18 protein-coding genes and 1 pseudogene are annotated in these 19374 nt (G+C 68.8%); 11 read left to right on the top strand and 8 right to left on the bottom strand.

Annotated elements, in window-relative coordinates; all coding sequences use genetic code 11:
- The 6 genes and pseudogenes from Q9G87_RS27235 to Q9G87_RS27210 form a co-directional block, all read left to right on the top strand.
- Positions 1-117 (top strand): annotated as a pseudogene (locus Q9G87_RS27235) (IS5/IS1182 family transposase); the annotation flags it as partial.
- Between the two features lie 55 nt (positions 118-172).
- On the top strand, positions 173-667 hold the full coding sequence (locus Q9G87_RS27230) for an SIS domain-containing protein (RefSeq protein WP_305919309.1): 495 nt from the start codon (positions 173-175) through the stop codon (positions 665-667).
- 173 nt (positions 668-840) lie between these two features.
- A complete protein-coding gene (locus Q9G87_RS27225; protein WP_305919308.1) occupies positions 841-1650 on the top strand; it encodes an inositol monophosphatase family protein in 810 nt (269 codons plus the stop codon).
- A gap of 58 nt (positions 1651-1708) precedes the next feature.
- Complete coding sequence (locus tag Q9G87_RS27220) at positions 1709-1876, top strand: Trm112 family protein (protein ID WP_127939884.1); 168 nt, start codon at positions 1709-1711, stop codon at positions 1874-1876.
- Complete coding sequence (locus tag Q9G87_RS27215) at positions 1873-2979, top strand: SIS domain-containing protein (RefSeq protein ID WP_305919307.1); 1107 nt, start codon at positions 1873-1875, stop codon at positions 2977-2979. Before Q9G87_RS27220 ends, Q9G87_RS27215 begins: the two co-directional genes overlap by 4 nt.
- 49 nt (positions 2980-3028) lie before the next feature.
- Positions 3029-3967, top strand: a complete 939-nt coding sequence (locus tag Q9G87_RS27210; RefSeq protein WP_305919306.1) for a cation diffusion facilitator family transporter — start codon at positions 3029-3031, stop codon at positions 3965-3967.
- Between the two features lie 3 nt (positions 3968-3970).
- Here Q9G87_RS27210 and Q9G87_RS27205 read toward each other — a convergent pair whose 3' ends face one another.
- Positions 3971-4300 carry a MerR family transcriptional regulator gene (locus Q9G87_RS27205; RefSeq protein WP_305919305.1) on the bottom strand — a complete coding sequence of 110 codons (330 nt, stop codon included), beginning with the start codon at positions 4298-4300 and terminating at the stop codon, positions 3971-3973.
- 103 nt (positions 4301-4403) lie between these two features.
- On the opposite strand from Q9G87_RS27205, the gene ahcY reads away from it, so the two are divergent.
- The gene (gene ahcY, locus Q9G87_RS27200; RefSeq protein ID WP_305919304.1) at positions 4404-5831 is read left to right on the top strand and encodes an adenosylhomocysteinase; all 1428 of its coding nucleotides are present in this window, start codon (positions 4404-4406) and stop codon (positions 5829-5831) included.
- 221 nt (positions 5832-6052) lie between these two features.
- Positions 6053-7288, top strand: a complete 1236-nt coding sequence (locus Q9G87_RS27195; protein WP_305919303.1) for an adenosylhomocysteinase — start codon at positions 6053-6055, stop codon at positions 7286-7288.
- A gap of 25 nt (positions 7289-7313) precedes the next feature.
- On the opposite strand, the gene Q9G87_RS27190 is transcribed toward Q9G87_RS27195, so the two are convergent.
- Complete coding sequence (locus Q9G87_RS27190) at positions 7314-7964, bottom strand: DUF305 domain-containing protein (protein ID WP_305919302.1); 651 nt, start codon at positions 7962-7964, stop codon at positions 7314-7316.
- Positions 7965-8131: 167 nt separating this feature from the next.
- Here Q9G87_RS27190 and Q9G87_RS27185 point away from each other — a divergent pair, with 167 nt between their 5' ends.
- Together Q9G87_RS27185 and Q9G87_RS27180 are read left to right on the top strand one after the other, a co-directional pair.
- On the top strand, positions 8132-9517 hold the full coding sequence (locus Q9G87_RS27185; protein ID WP_305919301.1) for an LVIVD repeat-containing protein: 1386 nt from the start codon (positions 8132-8134) through the stop codon (positions 9515-9517).
- Positions 9518-9604: 87 nt separating this feature from the next.
- Positions 9605-10984, top strand: coding sequence for an LVIVD repeat-containing protein (locus Q9G87_RS27180; protein WP_305919300.1), 1380 nt, complete (start codon positions 9605-9607; stop codon positions 10982-10984).
- A gap of 4 nt (positions 10985-10988) precedes the next feature.
- On the opposite strand, the gene Q9G87_RS27175 is transcribed toward Q9G87_RS27180, so the two are convergent.
- The gene (locus Q9G87_RS27175) at positions 10989-11894 is read right to left on the bottom strand and encodes an RDD family protein (RefSeq protein ID WP_305919299.1); all 906 of its coding nucleotides are present in this window, start codon (positions 11892-11894) and stop codon (positions 10989-10991) included.
- Between the two features lie 51 nt (positions 11895-11945).
- Between Q9G87_RS27175 and Q9G87_RS27170 the strand changes: the two genes are divergently transcribed.
- Positions 11946-12938: a stage II sporulation protein M gene (locus tag Q9G87_RS27170; RefSeq protein ID WP_305919298.1), complete on the top strand. Its 993-nt coding sequence runs from the start codon at positions 11946-11948 to the stop codon at positions 12936-12938.
- A 4-nt stretch (positions 12939-12942) separates the two neighbouring features.
- Here Q9G87_RS27170 and Q9G87_RS27165 read toward each other — a convergent pair whose 3' ends face one another.
- The 5 genes from Q9G87_RS27165 to Q9G87_RS27145 form a co-directional block, all read right to left on the bottom strand.
- Positions 12943-14325: a DUF58 domain-containing protein gene (locus tag Q9G87_RS27165; RefSeq protein WP_305919325.1), complete on the bottom strand. Its 1383-nt coding sequence runs from the start codon at positions 14323-14325 to the stop codon at positions 12943-12945.
- Positions 14326-14395: 70 nt separating this feature from the next.
- On the bottom strand, positions 14396-15352 hold the full coding sequence (locus Q9G87_RS27160; RefSeq protein ID WP_305919297.1) for an AAA family ATPase: 957 nt from the start codon (positions 15350-15352) through the stop codon (positions 14396-14398).
- A 13-nt stretch (positions 15353-15365) separates the two neighbouring features.
- Positions 15366-16580 (bottom strand): DUF4350 domain-containing protein, encoded by a 1215-nt coding sequence (locus Q9G87_RS27155; RefSeq protein ID WP_305919296.1) that lies wholly within the window; start codon positions 16578-16580, stop codon positions 15366-15368.
- Positions 16577-17884, bottom strand: coding sequence for a DUF4129 domain-containing protein (locus Q9G87_RS27150; protein WP_305919295.1), 1308 nt, complete (start codon positions 17882-17884; stop codon positions 16577-16579). The genes Q9G87_RS27155 and Q9G87_RS27150 overlap by 4 nt, the downstream gene beginning before the upstream one ends.
- Complete coding sequence (locus tag Q9G87_RS27145) at positions 17881-18927, bottom strand: glycerophosphoryl diester phosphodiesterase membrane domain-containing protein (protein WP_305919294.1); 1047 nt, start codon at positions 18925-18927, stop codon at positions 17881-17883. The genes Q9G87_RS27150 and Q9G87_RS27145 overlap by 4 nt, the downstream gene beginning before the upstream one ends.
- Between the last annotated feature and the right edge of the window lie 447 nt (positions 18928-19374).

Genomic DNA, 19374 nt, shown 5'->3' with positions numbered 1-19374 from the left:
CGCGCGAATGCCGTCCTGAAGAACTGGCGCATCCTGCGCAAACTCCGCTGCTGCCCGCTACGTGCAGGTCAACTCGTCAAAGCAATCTTCGTCCTGCAAGCTCGCGAGGTGCGGTGAAAAACCTTCACTGTCCGGCCACCGGCTTCAGCAGGCCTGCGGGCCGGAGATAAGCGTGCTGTCGACCAAGTCCATCATCAGTCAGGCGATCATTCTGGGCCGGCTCGCCTTGGAGGTGGGCAGGCAGAGCGCTGTGCTGTCGGCCGGCCGCTACCAGGACCGTATGGATTCGATCGTGCGGCTCCCGACGACCCTGGAGGCCTTCATCGATGGAGCGAGCGGATCCATCGGAAATCTCGCGCGCAAGTACAAGGACATCCAGCATCTCTTTTTCGTGGGCCGAGGGGCGCTGTATCCGGTGGCACTGGAGTCTGCGCTCAAGTATAAGAAGGCTACTTACCGCCATGCGGAAGGAATGAGCGCTGGATTCTTTAAGCATGGCACGATTTCGCTCATAGCGCCCGGGTTCGTGACCGTTTCCTCATACCTTCGCCACATGCCAACCGTGATCTCTTCACGGCGACCTTGGCGAATGTCAGCGAGGTCGCCGCCCGCGGAGGGGAAATCATCGGATTCGGACCCGATGACCTCGACGAAGCCGACCTTCTGAGCTTCTCCGACTACCAGCCTCTGCCATATCATGGTGAGGATGTCTCCGATCTCGTGCTACAACTCGTCGCCGGTGAGTTATTTGCATACTTCTGCGCCCTTCATTTGAACCGGGAGATCGACAAGCCCCGAAATCTCGCAAAGTCCGTCACGGTACGCTAGGGCGTGGAATAAATGTACAGACAATTCATCGAGCAGGTGCTCGACGTGGCGTCAGCCGTCGCCCGCGACAAATTCGGCAAGGTGAGCACGCAATACAAGGAGAGCGACCCGCATCAGGTCCTCACCGAAGCGGACACCGCGATAGGGAAGCTGCTGCTGCGCATAGTTCGGGAGGAGTTTCCCCGGCATAGCCTGATCGACGAGGAAGCCGGTGTCATCGACAACAAGTCCCGCTATACGTGGGTCATCGACCCGATCGACGGCACGAGCAATTTCGCGGCAGGACTGCCGCACTACGGGATCATGGTCGGGTTGTTGGAGGATGCGACGCCCATCGCCGGTGGCATCGCGTTGCCCGCCTTTGGCGAGATCTACAGTGCTCAGAAGGGCGAGGGTGCTACCTGCAACGGGGCACCCATCCACGTCGCCGGCAACGGTGGCGTCGCCGGTCGAATGCTCTGTTACGGCATTGACGCGGATCCGGCGCACCCCGAGGTCGCGCGGGCCGAGTGTGCCCTTCTCGCCGAAATCCTGCTGGCCGGGCCCTACAAGCTCCGGGGCAGCAACTCCGCGTTCGACATCGCGATGGTGGCGAGAGGGCGTTACGGTGCGTTCTTGAACCGGACGTCCAAGATCTGGGACAATGTCGCGCCGCAGATCATCGTGGAGGAGGCGGGGGGCCGTTGGACGGCGTTCGACGGGACGCCGATCGACTATTCCAGCGCCGTGACGCAGGCCGAGCGCAACTTCACGCACTGTGGTGCGAGTCAAGCGGTGTTCCACCACATACAGACCATCATTCGTCGGACTCGATCCGCCTGACCGGTGACACCGTGATGTTACGGTCGAGCTAACGAGTGAAAGCGAGATTGGTGAAAGAGTGAAGATCGACGACTGGCTGCTGGAGATCCTGGCCTGTCCGGCGTGCAAGGCGCCCCTGCGTGCCGACAGCGAGGCCGAGGAGCTGGCCTGCACGGGCTGCGGCCTGATCTATCCGGTCCGGGATGACATCCCCGTCCTGCTCGTCGACGAGGCCAGGAAACCGTGACCTGGGAGCCCGGCCGGCTCGACGACCAGGCTCACCTCAGTGAAGGCGACCCTGGCGGGATGTTGCCCGCGGTCGCCTCATCCGCGGCTCACATACGCACCGGCCACCGTGCGGCCGTCGAGGCCCGCCTCGACCGGCTGGCCGCCCACGGGCGGCCGCGCGCCATCGTGGTCGCGGGCATGGGCGGCTCCGGCATTGCGGGCGACATCCTGGCGGCGGTGGCCGGCAACGGCGTGCCGCTGCCCATCGTGACCTTGCGTTCTTATCAGCTCCCCGGCTGGGTCGGCGCCACCGACCTGGTCATCGCCGTCTCCGGCTCGGGCGACACCGAGGAGACGCTGTCCGTCGCAACCCAGGCCGTGCGGCGCGGCTCTACGCTGCTCGGCGTCGGACCCTCGGGTTCCCCGTTGGAGGCCATCGCGGTGCAGGGATCGGCCGTCTACGTGGCGGTCCCGGTCGACGGGCAGTCCAGGGCGAACGTCTGGCTCCTGACCATCCCCCTGATCGTGGCCGCCGCCGAGCTGCGGCTCGTGCCGGCGGAGGCGGACCTGTTCGAGCGGGTGGCCAAAGCCCTGGAGGACATGGCGCACCGGTGCCGGCCGTCCAGCGAGTCGTTCATCAACCCCGGCAAATCGCTCGCCATGGACCTGGCCGAGAGCGTCCCGATGATCTGGGGGTCGTCGCAGGTGGCGGCCGTGGCCGCGTACCGGCTGGCCTGCCAGCTCAACACGAACGCGAAATATCCCGCTGTTTACGGAGAGCTGCCCGAGGCCGGCCACAACCAGGTGGCCGCCCTCGACGGGCCGATGGCCGCGCACGACATCTTCGCCGACACCGCCGGACTTACGCTGCGGCTCGTCGTCATGCGTGACGTCGAAGAGCACCCCCAGGTGACGCGGCGGCGCGAGGCGGTGCTGCGGCTGGCGCGCGAACGCGACGTCAGGGTCACCGAGCTCACGGCCGAGGGGGTGCATCCGCTGGAGCGGATCGCCTCGCTGATCGCCCTGGGCGACTACGCCAGCACGTACCTGGCGCTGGGATATGGCGTGGATCCGACCCCTGTGTCAGCGATCACTGAGCTGAAGGCCAGAATTTCGCAATAGGATCCTTTTCCAGGCCTTAATACGTGATCTTTATGAGTGGAGAAGTGCCGTGAGCGCGAGCGGCGGAACCAAAGCGATCGTTGCGGCATTGGCCGCAAACCTGGCCATCGCCGTGTCCAAATTTGTGGCCGCGGCATTCACCGGGTCCTCGTCCATGCTGGCGGAGGGCATCCACTCCGTCGCCGACTCGGGCAATCAGGTGTTGCTGCTGATCGGCGGTAGGCGGGCGCAGCGGGCCAGCACCAGGGAGCACCCGTTCGGCTACGGGCGTGAGCGCTACTTCTACGCCTTCGTGGTGGCCGTCGTGCTGTTCACGATCGGCGCGGCGTTCTCGCTCTACGAGGGCTACCAGAAGATCACCCATCCGCATGAGCTCCGCTCGCCGATCTGGGCGTTCGCCGTGCTGATCTTCGCGATCGGTGCGGAGACTCTCTCGTTCCGCACGGCGATCAAGGAGTCGAACGCCGTGCGTGGCCAGCAGTCGTGGTGGGCGTTCATCCGCCGGTCCAAGTCGCCCGAGCTGCCGGTCATCCTGCTGGAGGACCTGGGTGCGCTGTTCGGCCTGATCTTCGCGTTGTTCGGCGTGACGATGACCGTCGTCACGGGCGACCCCGTCTGGGACGCCATCGGCACCCTGATGATCGGCGTGCTGCTCGCCGTCATCGCGATCGTGCTGGCCATCGAGACCAAGTCGCTGCTGGTCGGTGAGGGCGCCTCGCCGGAGGTAGAGGACCAGATCCGCCACGCGCTGGAGAGCGCGCCCGAGGTGGAAAGGATCATCCACATGCGGACGCTGCACCTCGGGCCGGAGGAGCTCCTCGTGGGCGCCAAGATCGCCGTGTCGCACGACGAGACGGCCTCGGAGGTGGCGCGCGGCATCGACGAGGCCGAGCGCCGCATCCGCCAGGCGGTGCCGATCGCGCGGGTCATCTACCTGGAGCCGGACCTGGACCGCGAGCGCGCCACGGCCGCCGAGACGACCTCATGACGTTCACCGCCTGAGGAGCCGCAGGGCCTTCTCCTTCTCGAAGTCGAGGGCCCTGCGGGGCACCTGGATGCGGCCGATCCGCACCCCCAGGTCGCGTACGGCGGCCGCCACCGTCGGCTCGCTCAGCACCCGCAGCGCGAACGCCAGCTCGGCCGGCGACACGTCGAACCGCTTCTCCAGCTCCACCCCCTGAGCCACGGCGGCCAGCTCATCGGGGCCGAACCGCCGGTGCGCCCCCTGCTCCCGCACCGGCGGCAGCAGCCCGAGAGACTCCCGGTATCGAAGCATTCGTGGGGACATGCCGAGCCGCTTGGCTGCTTCCGTGATGCGCATCCTTACATTCTTACGTCAGTTTCAGCGTGCTGGGAATGCGATCCCGGTCATGCGGGGCCTAGACTCGTCCCCGAGAATCACCGTCAGCGCGAGGGGACACCCGATGGACTTCAAGGTCGCCGACCTTTCACTTGCCGAGTTCGGCCGCAAGGAGATCCGGCTCGCCGAGCACGAGATGCCCGGCCTCATGTCGGTCCGCAAGGAATACGCGGCCTCCCAGCCCCTTCGCGGTGCGAAGATCATGGGCTCCCTGCACATGACGATCCAGACGGCCGTCCTCATCGAGACGCTGGTGGCGCTGGGCGCCGAGGTCCGCTGGGTCAGCTGCAACATCTTCTCCACGCAGGACCACGCCGCCGCCGCGGTGGTCGTCGGACCCGACGGCACCGTGGACAACCCGCAGGGTGTGCCGGTGTTCGCCTGGAAGGGCGAGACGCTGGAGGAATACTGGTGGTGCACCGAGCAGGCGCTCACCTGGCCCAACGGTGACGCCCCCAACATGATCCTGGACGACGGCGGCGACGCCACGCTCCTCGTTCACAAGGGCGCCGAATACGAGAAGGCCGGCGCCGTGCCGCCCGCCACCGCCGACGACCCGGAGGAGTGGCACGTCATCATCGACCTGCTCACCCGCACGGTCGGTTCGGACAAGAGGTGGACCCGGATCGCCGAGAGCATCAAGGGCGTCACCGAGGAGACCACGACCGGCGTGCACCGGCTCTACGAGATGCACAAGAACGGCCAGCTGCTGTTCCCGGCGATCAACGTCAACGACTCGGTCACCAAGTCCAAGTTCGACAACAAGTACGGCTGCCGCCACTCCGTCATCGACGGCCTGAACCGGGCGACCGACGTGCTGATCGGCGGCAAGGTGGCCGTGGTCTGCGGCTACGGCGACGTCGGCAAGGGCTGCGCCGACGCGCTGCGCGGCCAGGGCGCCCGGGTCATCGTCACCGAGATCGACCCCATCTGCGCGCTCCAGGCGGCCATGGACGGCTTCCAGGTGACGACGCTGGACGAGGTCGTCGGCATCGCCGACATCTTCGTCACCGCCACCGGCAACTTCAACATCATCACCGCCGAGCACATGGCGAAGATGAAGCACCAGGCGATCGTGTCCAACATCGGCCACTTCGACAACGAGATCGACATGGCGGGCCTCGCCAAGCTGCCCGGCATCGTCAGGAACAACATCAAGCCCCAGGTCGACGAGTGGGTTTTCGCCGACGGGCACTCGATCATCGTGCTCGCCGAGGGCCGGCTCATGAACCTCGGCTGCGCGACCGGGCACCCGAGCTTCGTCATGTCCAACTCGTTCACCAACCAGGTGATCGCGCAGATCGAGCTGTTCACGAAGACCTCCGAATACCCGATCGGGGTCTACACGCTGCCGAAGCACCTGGATGAGAAGGTCGCCCGCCTGCACCTTGACGCCCTCGGCGTCAAGCTCACCGAGCTCACGAAGGAGCAGGCCTCCTACATCGGCGTCCACGTCGAGGGCCCCTACAAGTCCGACCACTATCGCTACTGAATCTTCTTCTCTCGGAGAAGATTCAGGAGCTCCACAACCGCGAGGGGTTCTCTTCTCACGGAGCTCCTTTGGAGCTCCACAACCACCTTCTTTTACGGTCGCCCAAGGTCACCGCACGCGCCGCACCCGGTTCCCGTCTGTCATGGCCGGTCGTGAAGGCTCACGGGGTGCTCGCCGTGACGAGCGTATTCTTGGCCGTCTTCTTCGGTTAGCAGGCACCCATGGACGTCAGTGAAAGCGGTGAACGGCAGATCTCGTGGGCTGCTCGTTCGATGCCGGTGTTGACCGCGATCGGTGAGCGGTTCGCGCTCTCACGGCCGTTTGACGGGCTGCGGATCGCGGCGTGCCTGCACGTCACCGCTGAGACGGCGGTGCTCATGGGGGCCTTGAAGGCGGGCGGTGCGCAGATCGAGCTGGCCGCCTCCAATCCCCTCTCCACGCAGGACGACGTCGCCGAGGCCCTGCGGACCTATGGCATCGGCGTGCACGCGCGGGCTGGAGTGGACCGGGCCACCTACTACCGGCATATTCACCAGGCGCTTGATCTTGAGCCCGACCTGGTGCTCGATGATGGGTGTGATCTTGTCAACATCCTGCACACCGAGCGGACTGATCTGCTCGAGCGGGTGAGCGGCGGGTGTGAGGAGACCACGACCGGGATCATTCGGTTGCGGCAGATGGCGGCCGAGGGGGCGCTGCGGTTTCCTGTGGTGGCGGTCAACGACACGCGGACCAAGCGCATGTTCGACAACCGGTATGGCACCGGGCAGTCGACGCTTGACGGGATCATGCGGGCGACCAACACCATGCTCGCTGGGCGGACCGTGGTCGTGGCCGGGTTCGGCTACTGCGGGCGTGGGGTGGCCGAGCGGGCCAAGGGGTTCGGGGCGCGGGTGATCGTGACCGAGATCGACGCGGTCAAGGCGCTCGACGCCACCCTGCAGGGCTACGAGGTGCGGCCGATGGCGCAGGCCGCGATGCTCGGCGATCTGTTCGTGACCGTGACCGGCAACCGGGACGTGATCAGAGGCGAGCACCTGTCGGTCATGAAAGATGGGGCGATCCTGGCCAACGCGGGACACTTCGATGTGGAGATCGACGTGCGCGCGCTGGACGAGCTGGCCCAGGAGGTGCACCGGGGGGTCCGCCCCAACACCGACGAGTACGTGATGCCCGACGGCCGGCGGCTGCTGCTGCTGGCCGAGGGGCGCCTGGTCAACCTCACCGCCGCGGAGGGGCATCCGGCGGCCGTCATGGACATGTCGTTCTCCGCCCAGGCCCTCGCCGTGGAGTGGCTGGTGGGCGCGCGAGCGGAGTTGGCGCCTGGCGTCTACGACGTGCCGGGCGAGATCGACCATGAGGTCGCCAGGCTCAAGTTGGCCGCCACCGGCATCGGCATCGACACGCTCACCCCCGAGCAGGAGGACTACCTGCATTCGTGGCGGGCGGGCTCCTGACACTGCACTCGTGGCAGGGCGAGGGCTAAAGGGCCGACTGCATTTCCTGCATGCGGCGGATCTCGGCTGCCTGGGTGACGCTGACGTCGCTGGCCAGTTCTTCGATCCTGATGTGGGAGCCGCTGCTCAGCACCTGCTCGGACATCTTGATCGCGCCGAGGTGGTGGTTGATCATGAGCTCAAGGAACATCCGGTCGAAGTTCTTGCCCGTGGCGGCCTTCAGTGCCTCGAGCTGCTCGGGCGTGGCCATTCCCGGCATGCCGTCGTGCGCGGCGTGATGGTCGGGCACCTTCTGGTCCAGCTCGCGTAGCCAGCCCGTCATGAACTGGATCTCCGGCCCCTGAGCCGCCTTGATCCGGTCGGCCAGGCTCTTGAGCTTGGCCGAGTCCGCCCGGTTGGGCGCGAGCAACGCCATGTCGAGCGCCTGCTGGTGATGGACGATCATGTCCTGCACGTAGGTGACGTCGGCGGCGTTCGCGGTGGGTGAGGGCACGGCGGTGGCGGCCTCGCCAGGCGCGAGCGTCTTGGCCAGCTCGCCGGGGCGGCCGGGGGCGATCACGGGCGCGGTCGAGTCGGCCCGCGGGGCTTGCGGCGGCGTACTGGAGGTGCAGCCGGAGAGAGCGATGACCGTGCCTGCAAGGACCGTGCTTGCAATGAACCCGAGCGCGGCGCGCACTCAGCCCTCCCTGACTGATGTGGTGGAGAATGCGCACTCTAGGTGAAAAACGCCCCAATTGAAAGGGGGTGAACCGGAACAAAAATTGACAGGTTGGACACTGGCCCTTCAGGGCGGGAGACGCGAAGATTACGTAGATTTATGCCCCCTTTATTGGAGGTTGACCAGTGTTAACCCCGCGCAGGGCCCTCATCCTCGTGGCGGCGGTCGTGGCGCTGGCGGGCAGCACCCTGCCCGTCCAGGCCGCAGACATCCCTGCTCCCGGTCAGATCGTCATGAGCCCCAACATGGAGCACGTCACCAACGTGCCCAAGCCCGAAGCGCTGGCCGACATCCATACGGACATGGCCTTCCAGGGCGACTACGCATATGTCGGCAACTACTACGGCTTCTCCATCTACGACGTCAAGCACCCGAAGCAGACCTCGCTCGTCAGCTCCGTGGTCTGCCCGGGCGGCCAGATGGACGTGTCCGTCTACGGCAACCTGCTGTTCGGCTCCGTCGACTCCTCCCGGAACAACGACTCGTGCAGCAGCACATCGCAGCCTGCGACGGTCAAGGAGTCGTGGGAGGGCGTACGGATCTTCGACGTCTCGGACAAGGCCAACCCGAAGTACATCAAGTCGGTCGAGACCAACTGCGGTTCGCACACCCACACGCTGGTGCCCGACCGCTCGCGTCAGAACGTCTACATCTACGTCTCGTCCTACAACCCGAACGACACATACCCGGACTGCAAGACGCCGCACGACCTGATCTCGATCATCAAGGTGCCGCTGAACAATCCGACGGCCGCGACCGTGATCGCCACGCCGAACCTGTTCCCGCAGGGCGGCTACGGCGGTGTCCCGCTGCCCTACCCCAATGGGAAGTCGGCCACGACCGGCTGCCACGACATCACGGCCTACCCGGAGAAGGGCATCGCGGCGGGCGCCTGCATGGGTGACGGCATCCTGCTCGACATCCGCAACCCCGAGCAGCCCAAGGTCACCGCGACCGTGCGCGACGAGGCGAACTTCGCGTTCTGGCACTCGGCGACCTTCAACAACACGGGCACGAAGGTGATCTTCACCGACGAGCTCGGCGGTGGCACCCGGGCCACCTGCAACGAGGCCATCGGGCCGAACAAGGGCGCCAACGCGTACTACGACATCGTGAACGGGCAGCTCCAGTTCAGGAGCTACTTCAAGATCGCACGGCACCAGGCCGACACGGAGAACTGTGTGGCCCACAACGGCTCGCTGATCCCGGTCAAGGGCCGCGACATCATGGTGCAGGCGTGGTACCAGGGTGGCATCTCGGTGGTCGACTTCACCGACTCGGCGCACCCGCAGGAGATCGCCTACTTCGAGCGGGGACCGGACAACACCGCGCCGGCCCTCAGCGGCGGCTTCTGGTCGGCGTACTACTACAACGGCTACATCTACGGCTCTGACTTCAACCTGGGCCTGGACGTGGTGAAGATCAACGATCCGCGGACGAACCAGGCGAACTGGGTCAAGATGCGTTCCCTGAACGCGCAGACGCAGGCTTCGTACCCCGGCCACCACTGACCGTTCTCATCGGCTGACGAGGGCCCCTGACCGGGGTCCTCGTCGGCGTTGCTCCATCGGGACATAAGTGATCAAGGAGGCTCCCGAGTGTCCACTCCGCGCCGTACCCTCGTAGCGGCAGCGGCGGCTTTCGCATTAGCGCTGACCGGAATGCCCGCGCTGGCCGCCGACATCCCACCCCCCGACACGGTGGTCATGAGCCCCAACGTGACCCACGTGCTCAACATCCCCAAACCCGCCCCGATCGCAAGCACCATCAACACCGATATCGCCTTCCAGGACGGCTACGCCTACGTCGGCAACTACGGCGGCTTCTCGATCTACGACATCAGGGACCCCAAGAAGGCGACGGTCGTCAGCTCCACGGTCTGTCCGGGCTCCCAGATGGACGTCAGCGTCTACGGCAACCTGCTGTTCGGCGCCGTCGACAGCTCGCGTAGCAACGACTCGTGTCAGAGCACAGGTCTGACGGCCGACCACAAGGAGGCCTGGGAAGGCGTACGGATCTTCGACATCTCCGACAAGGCCAACCCGAAGTACATCAAGTCGGTCGAGACCAACTGCGGCTCCCACACCCTCACGCTGGTGCCGGGCAAGGGGCGCGACAGGCACAAGAACGTCTACGTCTACGTGTCGTCGTACCTGCCGGCCGCGAACTTCCCCGACTGCATGCCGCCGCACGACAAGATCTCGATCATCAAGGTGCCGCTGAACAACCCGACCGCGGCGGCGGTCGCGGCCACGCCGGTCGTCTTCCCTGACGGCGGTAACGAGACCCAGCCGGGCCTCCTCCTGCCGACCCAGGGGTGCCACGACATCACCGCCTACGCCGAGAAGGACATCGCGGCGGGCGCCTGCATGGGCGACGGCGTGCTGTTCGACATCTCTGACCGGCTCAACCCGAAGATCACCGCCAGGACCACGGACCCGAACTTCGCCTTCTGGCACTCGGCCACCTTCAGCAACGACGCCAGGAAGGTCGTCTTCACCGACGAGCTCGGCGGCGGCGGCGCGGCCACGTGCAACGAGGCGACGGGCCCGAACAGGGGCGCGGACGCGATCTACGAGATCGTGAACGGGCAGCTCGTCTTCAAGAGCTACTTCAAGATCCCGCGCCACCAGGCGGACTCGGAGAACTGCGTGGCCCACAACGGCTCGCTGATCCCGGTCAAGGGCCGCGACATCATGGTCCAGGCCTGGTACATGGGCGGGCTGTCGATCTGGGACTTCACCGACGCCGCCAACCCGAAGGAGATCGGCTACTTCGAGCGCGGTCCCCGCGCGGCCGGCGGCGGAGGCGGCATCTGGTCGGCCTACTACTACAACGGCTACATCTACGGGGCCGACTTCCACCAGGGTCTCGACATCGTCAAGATCAACGATCCGCTGACGGACAGCGCCAAGTACGTTCGCACCGGCCGGTTGAACGTGCAGACGCAGGAGTCGTACCGGGGCGGATGGCACTGATCCTTTACTGAGGTGGCGCGAACCCACCCGGAGTCGCCTTCGGCGGCTCCGGGGCGGGCGCCGGCGGCCTGGGCTGCGCATAAGGCCCAGGCTGCGGGTACGCGGCTGGTTGAGCTCCCTGGTACGGGCCTGGCTGCGGCACGCCGTTGGCGGAGGTGGCGCCGGCGCGCTGTGCGAGGCGCGTCTCCTCCCGCCGGCGGCGCTCGGCCAGGACGGCGCTCAGGTACGCGTGCGGCGGCACCCCCGGCGGCGCCGCCGGCGAGACGGATGCCGCCACCTGGGTCGCGATCCGCACCCCCATCTCATGCTGCACCTGCGGCGAGAGGTCGTGCCACCGCGACAGGTACTGCCGGGCGGCCTGGACCACCTCGTCGGGCAACTGGGACAACTCCAGCCTGGCCGCCCAGCTCGCCAGCGGCGGCGGCATCACGATCATCTGGCCCCTGTCGCGCGGCGCCCGCTCGGAGATCACGATCGTGCCGGCGAAGATGTCGCCGAGCCGCTTGCCCCGCTGCGACACCAGCGAGGAGATCAGCGCGGGCGCGCCGTACAGCAGCCAGAACTCCACCATTCCGGCCAGCCCGCGGAACAACGCCTGCCTGAACCGCTCTGGGCTGCCGTCGTCGCTGACCACGCGCAGTCCGAGCGCCAGCTTGCCGAGGCTGCGTCCCCTGCTGAGCGACTCGAACAGCACGGGATAACCCACCATCACCAGCACTACCAGTGCGATCATGACGGCTGTGAGCATCGCCGTGTCCGAGATGAGGGCGAATGCGCCTAAGAGCGCGTACGCGCCCACCAGCACGGTCAGCTGCACGGCCATGTCGATGATGATCGCCACCGCGCGTGAGGGCATCTGTGCGATGCGCACCTCGACGACGACGGCGTCGCCGGTCACAACCTCTGACATATGTGGAGCCTAACGGCTATGTACGGGTGATCGAGCGGCCAGAATGTTCAGGTGGACATCGACGCGTTCATCGCAGCACATCGCCAGGCCTGGGACAGGCTCGACCACCTGGTCAAGCACCGCTCGTCGCTGACCGGTGCCGAGGTGGACGAGTTGGTCGACCTCTACCAGCGGGTGGCGACGCACCTGTCCATCGTCCGCTCCTCCGCCGGCGACCCGATGCTGACCGGCCGGCTGTCCGCGCTGGTGGCCAGGGCCAGGTCGGCGGTGACCGGCGCGCACACGCCCGCGTGGCGGGAGCTGGTGAGGTTCTTCACGGTGTCGTTCCCCGTGGTGGCCTACCGGGCGCGGTGGTGGTGGCTGGCGAGCGCGCTGGCGTTCGTGGCGGTCTCCTGGGTGATGGGCGCGTGGGTGGCGGGCAATCCCGACGTCCAGGCGTCGATCTACACCGAGGACGAGATCACCCAGCTCGTCGAGCACGACTTCGCCGACTACTACTCGGAGAACCCGGCCGCGTCTTTCGCCAGCGCCGTGTGGATCAACAACGCGTGGGTCTCCGCATTGATGATCATCTACTCGGTCCTCCTGGGGTTGCCGATCCCGTACGCGCTCTACGCGAACGCCGAGAATGTCGGCGTCGCCGGCGGTCTCATGGCCTCCAGGGACAAGCTGGACATCTTCTTCGGGCTGATCATGCCGCACGGGCTGCTGGAGCTGACCGCCGTGTTCCTGGCGGCGGCCGTGGGCATGCGCCTGGGCTGGACGGCGATCGACCCCGGGCCGCGGCGTCGGGTCGACGCGCTGGCCGAGCAGGGCCGGGCGGTGATGAGCGTGGCGCTCGGGCTGGTCGTGGTGCTGTTCGTATCGGGGCTGATCGAGGCGTTCGTGACCCCGTCGGGGCTGCCCACATGGGCGCGGGTTGGCATCGGGGTGCTCGCTGAGGCGATTTTCCTGACGTACGTGATCGTCTTCGGCCGCCGGGCCCTGCGGGAGAACGAGACCGGCGACCTCGAACGCGCCCCCGACGTCGCCCCCACCGCCTGACGGCCTACAGCCGTCCGGCGGCCTTCAGCGCCAGGTACGCGTCCGCGAGGGCGGGCGCGATGTCCTCCGGCGGCGCGTCCACGACCTCCACCCCGTGCCGCCGCAGCCGGGCCGTGATGCGCCGGCGTTCGAGCTGGGCGTGCTCGGCCGCCGCCGCGTCGTACACGTCCTCGGCCGATCCCCGGCGCGCCGCCATCGCCGCCACCCGCGGATCGGACACCCCGGCCACCAGCACCAGATGGCGCGAGGACAGCTGCGGCAGCACCGGCATCAGCCCCTCGTCCAGGGCCGCCGAGTTCAGGTCCGTCAGCAGCACCACCAGGCAGCGCCGCTTGGCCCGCGACAGAATGGCCGCCACCATGCCCTGCGAGTCGGCCTCGATCAGCTCGGCCTCGATCGGCGCCATCACGTTGACCAGCGACGACAGCAGCTCGGTCCGGGACGCCCCGGCCACCCAGGCGCGTACGGCCCGGTCGTACGCCAGGAAGTCCACCTGGTCGCCGGCCCGGGCGGCGAGCGCGGCCAGTAGTAGCGCCGCGTCCATCGACCAGTCGAGCCGCGGCCAGCCCGGCCGAGCGCCGGCGGGCCGCGGATCCGGCCTGACCAGCAGCCCGCCGCCGCCCGCCGCCGCGCCGGCCATGGGGATCGGCGCGTCGCCCACCCGGCCCGCCGAGGTGCGGCCGGTGTCGAGCACGATCAGCACGCGGCGGTCGCGTTCCGGGCGCCAGGTGCGCACCACCACGTCGTGGCGGCGCGCGGTGGCCCGCCAGTCGATGGAGCGCACGTCGTCGCCGACCACGTACTCGCGCAGCGAGTCGAACTCGGTGCCCTGCCCGCGTACCAGCGCCGGGTGCTGGCCCTCCAGCTCCCGGAGCCTGGCCAGCCGCGACGGCAGATGCTTGCGCGACAGGAACGGCGGCAGCACCCGCACCGTCCACGGCGACCGATGACTGCCCTGGCGGGCGGCGAGGCCCAGCGGGCCGAGAGAACGTACGGTGACCGACACCGACGACCGGTCGCCGCGCCTGGTCGGGTCCAGCGTCACGACGATCTTGCGGCGCTCGCCTTTGGGGACGTCCACCGCGGCGACCCGCGGGGTGGCGTTCGCGGAAGGCGGCCAGGCGTCCCTCAGCACGCCGCGTACCCGCCTGCCGCCCGGGTTCTCCACGATCAGCTCGACCGTGGCCCGCTGGCCCAGGCGTACGAGCGTGTCGCCGGAGCGGTGGAACCGCAACGGCCGCACGGCCCCCGCGAACACCAGGTCCACGACGATCGCGGCGGCCAGCAGCAGGCACACGCCCGCGAGCGCGGGGCCGGGCTGGGGCGCGAGCAACACCACCACGATCCCGAGCGCCGCGACCAGTCCGGCACGTCCCGTCAGAGCCATCGGCTCACCGCCACGCCGGGTTCGGTCGGACATGGGCTCACCGCCATGGCGGTTTCCGTCAGGGCCGACATCAGCGCGGGACCGGGACCGAGGCCAGGATGCCGTCGAGCAGGCCGTCCGCGGTCGCGCCCTCCAGCTCGGCCTCCGGCCTGAGCTGCACGCGGTGCCGCAGCGCGGGCCTGGCCAGCGCCTTCACATCGTCCGGCGTGACGTACGTGCGGCCGGACAGCCACGCCCACGCCCGCGAGGCGGCCAGCAGCGCCGTCGCGCCACGCGGGGAGACACCCAGTTGCAGCGAAGGGGAGCTTCTGGTGGCGCGGGCCACGTCCACGATGTAACCGAGCACCGCGGGCGCCACGTGCACCTTCGCGGCCGCCTCCCGCCCCGCCGCCAGGTCCTCGGCCGACGCGACAGGCTTGACACCTGACAGGTCACGGGGGTCGAAACCGCTGGCGTGCCGCTCCAGCACCATGATCTCCTGCTCGCGCGGCGGCAGCGGCACGGTCAGCTTGAGCAGGAACCGGTCGAGCTGCGCCTCGGGAAGTTGGTAGGTGCCCTCGTACTCGACCGGGTTCTGGGTCGCGCACACCACGAACGGGTCGGGCAGGAGCCTGGCCGAGCCCTCCACGCTGACCTGCCGCTCCTCCATCGCCTCCAGCAGCGCGGCCTGCGTCTTCGGCGGCGTACGGTTGATCTCGTCGGCCAGCAGCAGGTTCGTGAACACCGGCCCCTCGCGAAACTCGAACTCCGCGGTCTTCGTGTCGTAGATCAACGACCCCGTCACGTCGCCCGGCATCAGGTCGGGCGTGAACTGCACCCGCTTGAAGTCCAAGGACAAAGCCGACGACAGCGTACGCACCATCAACGTCTTGGCCACGCCGGGCACGCCTTCGAGCAGCACATGCCCCCTGCACAACAGCGCGATGACCAGCCCCGTCACCACCGCGTCCTGCCCCACCACGGCCTTGGACACCTCGGCCCGCAGCGCGCCGAGCGCGTCCCTGGCGGCGTCGGCCGAGGTCGTCACGCGGAAAGTCTCCTCAGAGTTCACTGACCTGCCTTTCGATGAAGTCCAAGTATCCGGCCAGGGCCACGAGGGCGGCGTCGTCGGCCGGGGGTGGTCCGTACAGTGCCGCGCCGACCTGGTGGGAGTCCTGCCGGGTACGGGCGGCGAGCGCCGCGACGACCTCCTGCGGGCCCGCGCCGGACGTGAGGCCCAGCCTGGGGGTCAGGCGGTCGATCGTGCCCGCGCGCAGCGATTCGGCGGCGCGTTGCCTGGCGCGTCTGGCCCGGTAGAGGCGGCCACGGCCCTCGACCGTCTCGGCCGCCCGGACGATGACCGGCAGCCGCTCGGCCACCACCGGGCCCAGGCGCCTGCCCCGCCAGAGCGCGGTGACGCCCACGGCGATGATCGCCATGTAGATGGTCCAGCGGATGTTGTCGGGCATAAGGTCGTACATCGACTGGCCGCGCTCGCCGGGCAGCTCCGTCGCCGGTGGGCGCTCGGGGCGGATCAGCCAGGTGACGGGGCGGCCGGTGCCGATCAGGTTGAGGGCGAGGGCCGCGTTGCCGTCCTCGGCCAGCCGCCGGTTCGTCATGAACGAGCCGTCGCCGACGACCGTCGTGACCCCACCCGCGTTCGGGTAGCTGACCAGCGTGTGTCCGCCGCCGGAGGCCGGGTAGCAGCCGGTGCCGCCCGCCGGGGCGTCGAACACCACGCCGCCCATGTACGCGCTGCCCGCCAGCCTGGCCGCGGGCAACTGGCACTGCGGCTCGCGGGAGCGAGGGCGGGCCGCTTCCGGGCGGGTGCGTACGCCGGGCGCGAGGGCCTGGAGGCCGAAGACATCGCCGGCGATCAGGCGGTCGCCCGGGATCCTGGACAGGGCGTATTCGTCGAAGTACGTCGTGTCCGTGATCAGGAGCAGGCGGTTGCCGCCCCGTGCCGTCAGGTCGGCCGCCGCCTGCACGGAGTCGACCCTGTCCACCTTGACGCCGCGCGAGCGCAGGAGCTCGGCCAGCGCCTTGGAGCCGGCCACGGAGGTGTCCGTGGGGTCGAAGGGGCGGGACGGGCCCTGGGACGGGGTGGTCAGGACTCCTATCACCGCTGCCAGGATGAGAACGACGCCGAGCAGCACGATCATGCGGCCGGCGGTCCAGATGGAGCGGGCGGTGGGGGAGGTGGGTTCTGACCCGCCGGGCGCGGTGCCGGCCTGCGGCCCGCCGGGCGCCGCCGTCTGACGCATGATCACGCTCACGTCTGCCCTCCGCCGGACTCGGGCGCCCGCCGCTCCCCGGCCTCGTCAGCCTCACCCCGCGCTGCGCCGGATTGGTCTGCCGCACCTCCCGGCGGCCTGCCGTCGGCTTCGTCGGAGGGCCCCTCACCGGTCGGGTGGGATGCGTCCTCCCGCCGCTCGCCCGATGGCTCCGCGGGTGGATCGCCATCCGGCCCTGCAGCCGGCCTCACCGCAGGCTCGCCCACCTGCGCGCCGCGCGGCCCTGCCACGGGCATCGTCGGCGGTGCCGCGCCGGGGCCCGTCGGCGGTGCCGCGCCGGGGCCCGTCGGCAGTGCCGCGCCGGGGCCCGTCGGCGGTGCGCTGGGGCTTGGTGGCGGTGCCGCGCTGGGGCTTGGTGGCGACGTCGTGCCGGGGCTCGCCGGCGGACCGGCGGGCGAGCCCGCCGACAGCATGCCCAGCGGGCTGCCGGCCGAGTTCGGTGGTGGTGCTGCGGCAGGGCTTGCCGGTGGCGCTACGGCCGGGTTCGTCGGTTGTGCCGCGCCGGGACTCGCCGGCGGACCAGCGGGCGAGCCCGCCGACGGCATGCCCAGCGGGCCGCCGGCCGAGCCGCCGACAGGGCCGTGCGGGCCGTGCGGCGCGGGGCCGGGGGCGACGCCGGGCGGAACCACGGTGCCGGTGGGAGCCCCGACGCCGACCGGGACGCGGGCCGCGGCCGTGGCGGTCAGCGGGGCGGGGCGGGCCTGGCGGAGGTGGTCGTCGAGGAGAGCCATGGACTCGTAGGCCTCGCGGGTCCCGGGCACGCCGCCGTACGTGACGTCGTCGAACGAGCGCGCCGCCGCCGCCAGCTGCGTGGCGAACCCCGGCAGGGCCACTGCCGCCTCCGCGGCCAGCTCGTCGGCCGTGCGTCCCGGCATGCCGTCGACCAGCGCCCGTTCTTCCAGGTCACGGGCGATGGCCCGCAGGCGTTCCTGGATGGCCTCGCCCCAGCGCCCCTCGAGGGCGAGCCGTTCGGCGGCCCGCCGGTGCTCGGCCGCGGTCATCGCCCGCTCCCCGAACAGCCCGCCGCCGGCGAGCGCGTTCTTGCGCGCGGTCTTGCGCAGCCGCCAGGAGATCAGCACGATCAGGCCCACGAGGATGAGGACGATCAGCATGGCCGCGATGATCCCGCCCGCCGGCCCGCCGCCCGTGGCCGCGTCGACCAGGTCGCCCAGGAACTGGGTGAAATGCCGGTAGAGCAGGTCGACCAAGGATTCTTTCTCGTAGTCAGGCTTGAGGAGCTCCGCCGCGGCCCGGCGCGCGGCCTCCTCCCTGTCGATCGGGCTCACGACCTGGCGGAGTTGGACGGGTGCCAGAGCTCGTCGGCCGAGGCGTGCACCCAACCCTGGCGCTGCTGCTCGATGGCTGCCGTCTGCAGCACGAGGTCGAACGCCTCGCTGCGCATGCGCCGGTCGGCGTAGAGCAGGCCGGCCACTCCTGCCTCGAAGGGATAGGTGAACATCGCGCTGAGCGTGGCGCCGAGCGCGATCAGCACCGCGGACACGACGGCGTTGGCCACCGAGCCGGTGCCGAGCATGCCGAACAACGTGCCCGCGAGCGTGAAGGGCACCGACACGACGAACGCCACCAGGCCGACGAGCAGGGAGGTGAGCAGCAGGATGCCGAGCACCCGCCAGAAGTCGCCGGTGACCAGGCGCCACGAGCGGCGCATGGCCTCGATCGGGCCCTTGCCCTCCAGGACCACGATCGGCGAGGCGAACGCGAAGCGGGTCCTGATGAAGAGGTACAAAGCGAAGTAACCGATGACGAACAGGAAGATCAGCCCGATCATCAGGCCGATGGTCCCGTTGCTGGAGGAGCCCGCCGAGATCGCCGTCATGAGCAGCACGAAGAGCAGCACGAAGAGCGCCATGGGCACCAGCATGATGGCGGCCAGCAGCCCCACGACGCCGAACAACGCCGGGATCCGGCCCTTGACGAGCTGCCATGCCTGGCCCGCCGTGAGGTTGCCGCCGAAGACGGCCCGGCCGAGAATGCGGGTCAGCACGCCGGTCAGCAGGGTGACCACGACGAACTGGATGGCGTAGGAGATCAGCGTGCCGCCGTACTGGGCGGCGACGCCGTAGACGCCGGTGAGCTCGTCGGGCGAAGTCGTGGGGTCGGCCAGCGCGCCGCCCATGGTGTTGAGCACGAACGCCTGGCCGATGGCCAGGGGCACGGAGACGAGCAGGGCGGCGATGGCCGACAAGCCCAGCACCGACTTCGGGTTGGACCGGATGAACTTGATCGTGCCGTCGAGGATGTCGCCGAGGCCGAGGGGGCGCAGCGGGATGATGCCCGGCCGCAGCGCCGCCGGGGGCGGAGGCGGCATGTAGCCGTAACCGGGTTGCGGCTGGGGCGGATATGGTGTTTGGGGCCCAGGTCCGTAAGAGGGCTGCTCTCCGTACGGCTGCCCGTAAGGAGCCTGCTGCTGTGCGCCCGGGGCGGTCCACGGGGAGGCCGGCGGGGCGCTGTAGGGCGGGGGCTGTTCGGCCGACCAGCCTGATGGCGTCTCGGGCGTGGGACCGTGACCGTCTGACATATCCCAATCCTGGCACGCTGAACGGGGCATTGGTGTCACGGAAGCGATTCCCTGTCCCATCTTGCCCGCATTCTCGGGCGAATCGGGTCAAGGTTCACGTCCGGGGATGGCCGAAAGTTGCTCTGTTACCGCAGACTGAGATTGCGGTCGCGGGGCGGGCCTAAAATTCGCCTTTTGTGGGTCTCAGGTCACACTCATAGGCCGACCAAGGGTAACCTTCAGCGATCGTGCGGGTAT

Source organism: Nonomuraea turcica (assembly GCF_030718205.1).
Taxonomy (GTDB): Bacteria; Actinomycetota; Actinomycetes; order Streptosporangiales; family Streptosporangiaceae; genus Nonomuraea.
This window is presented reverse-complemented; position numbering and strand designations above follow the sequence as displayed.

What these genes read in the sequence shown, in the direction of transcription:
- Q9G87_RS27225 (WP_305919308.1), top strand. Translation starts at nt 841, where the DNA reads ATGTACAGACAATTCATCGAGCAGGTGCTCGACGTGGCGTCAGCCGTC.
- Q9G87_RS27205 (WP_305919305.1), bottom strand. Translation starts at nt 4,300, where the DNA reads ATGCGCATCACGGAAGCAGCCAAGCGGCTCGGCATGTCCCCACGAATG.
- ahcY (WP_305919304.1), top strand. Translation starts at nt 4,404, where the DNA reads ATGGACTTCAAGGTCGCCGACCTTTCACTTGCCGAGTTCGGCCGCAAG.
- Q9G87_RS27195 (WP_305919303.1), top strand. Translation starts at nt 6,053, where the DNA reads ATGGACGTCAGTGAAAGCGGTGAACGGCAGATCTCGTGGGCTGCTCGT.
- Q9G87_RS27175 (WP_305919299.1), bottom strand. Translation starts at nt 11,894, where the DNA reads ATGTCAGAGGTTGTGACCGGCGACGCCGTCGTCGTCGAGGTGCGCATC.
- Q9G87_RS27165 (WP_305919325.1), bottom strand. Translation starts at nt 14,325, where the DNA reads ATGGCTCTGACGGGACGTGCCGGACTGGTCGCGGCGCTCGGGATCGTG.
- Q9G87_RS27145 (WP_305919294.1), bottom strand. Translation starts at nt 18,927, where the DNA reads ATGCCGCCTCCGCCCCCGGCGGCGCTGCGGCCGGGCATCATCCCGCTG.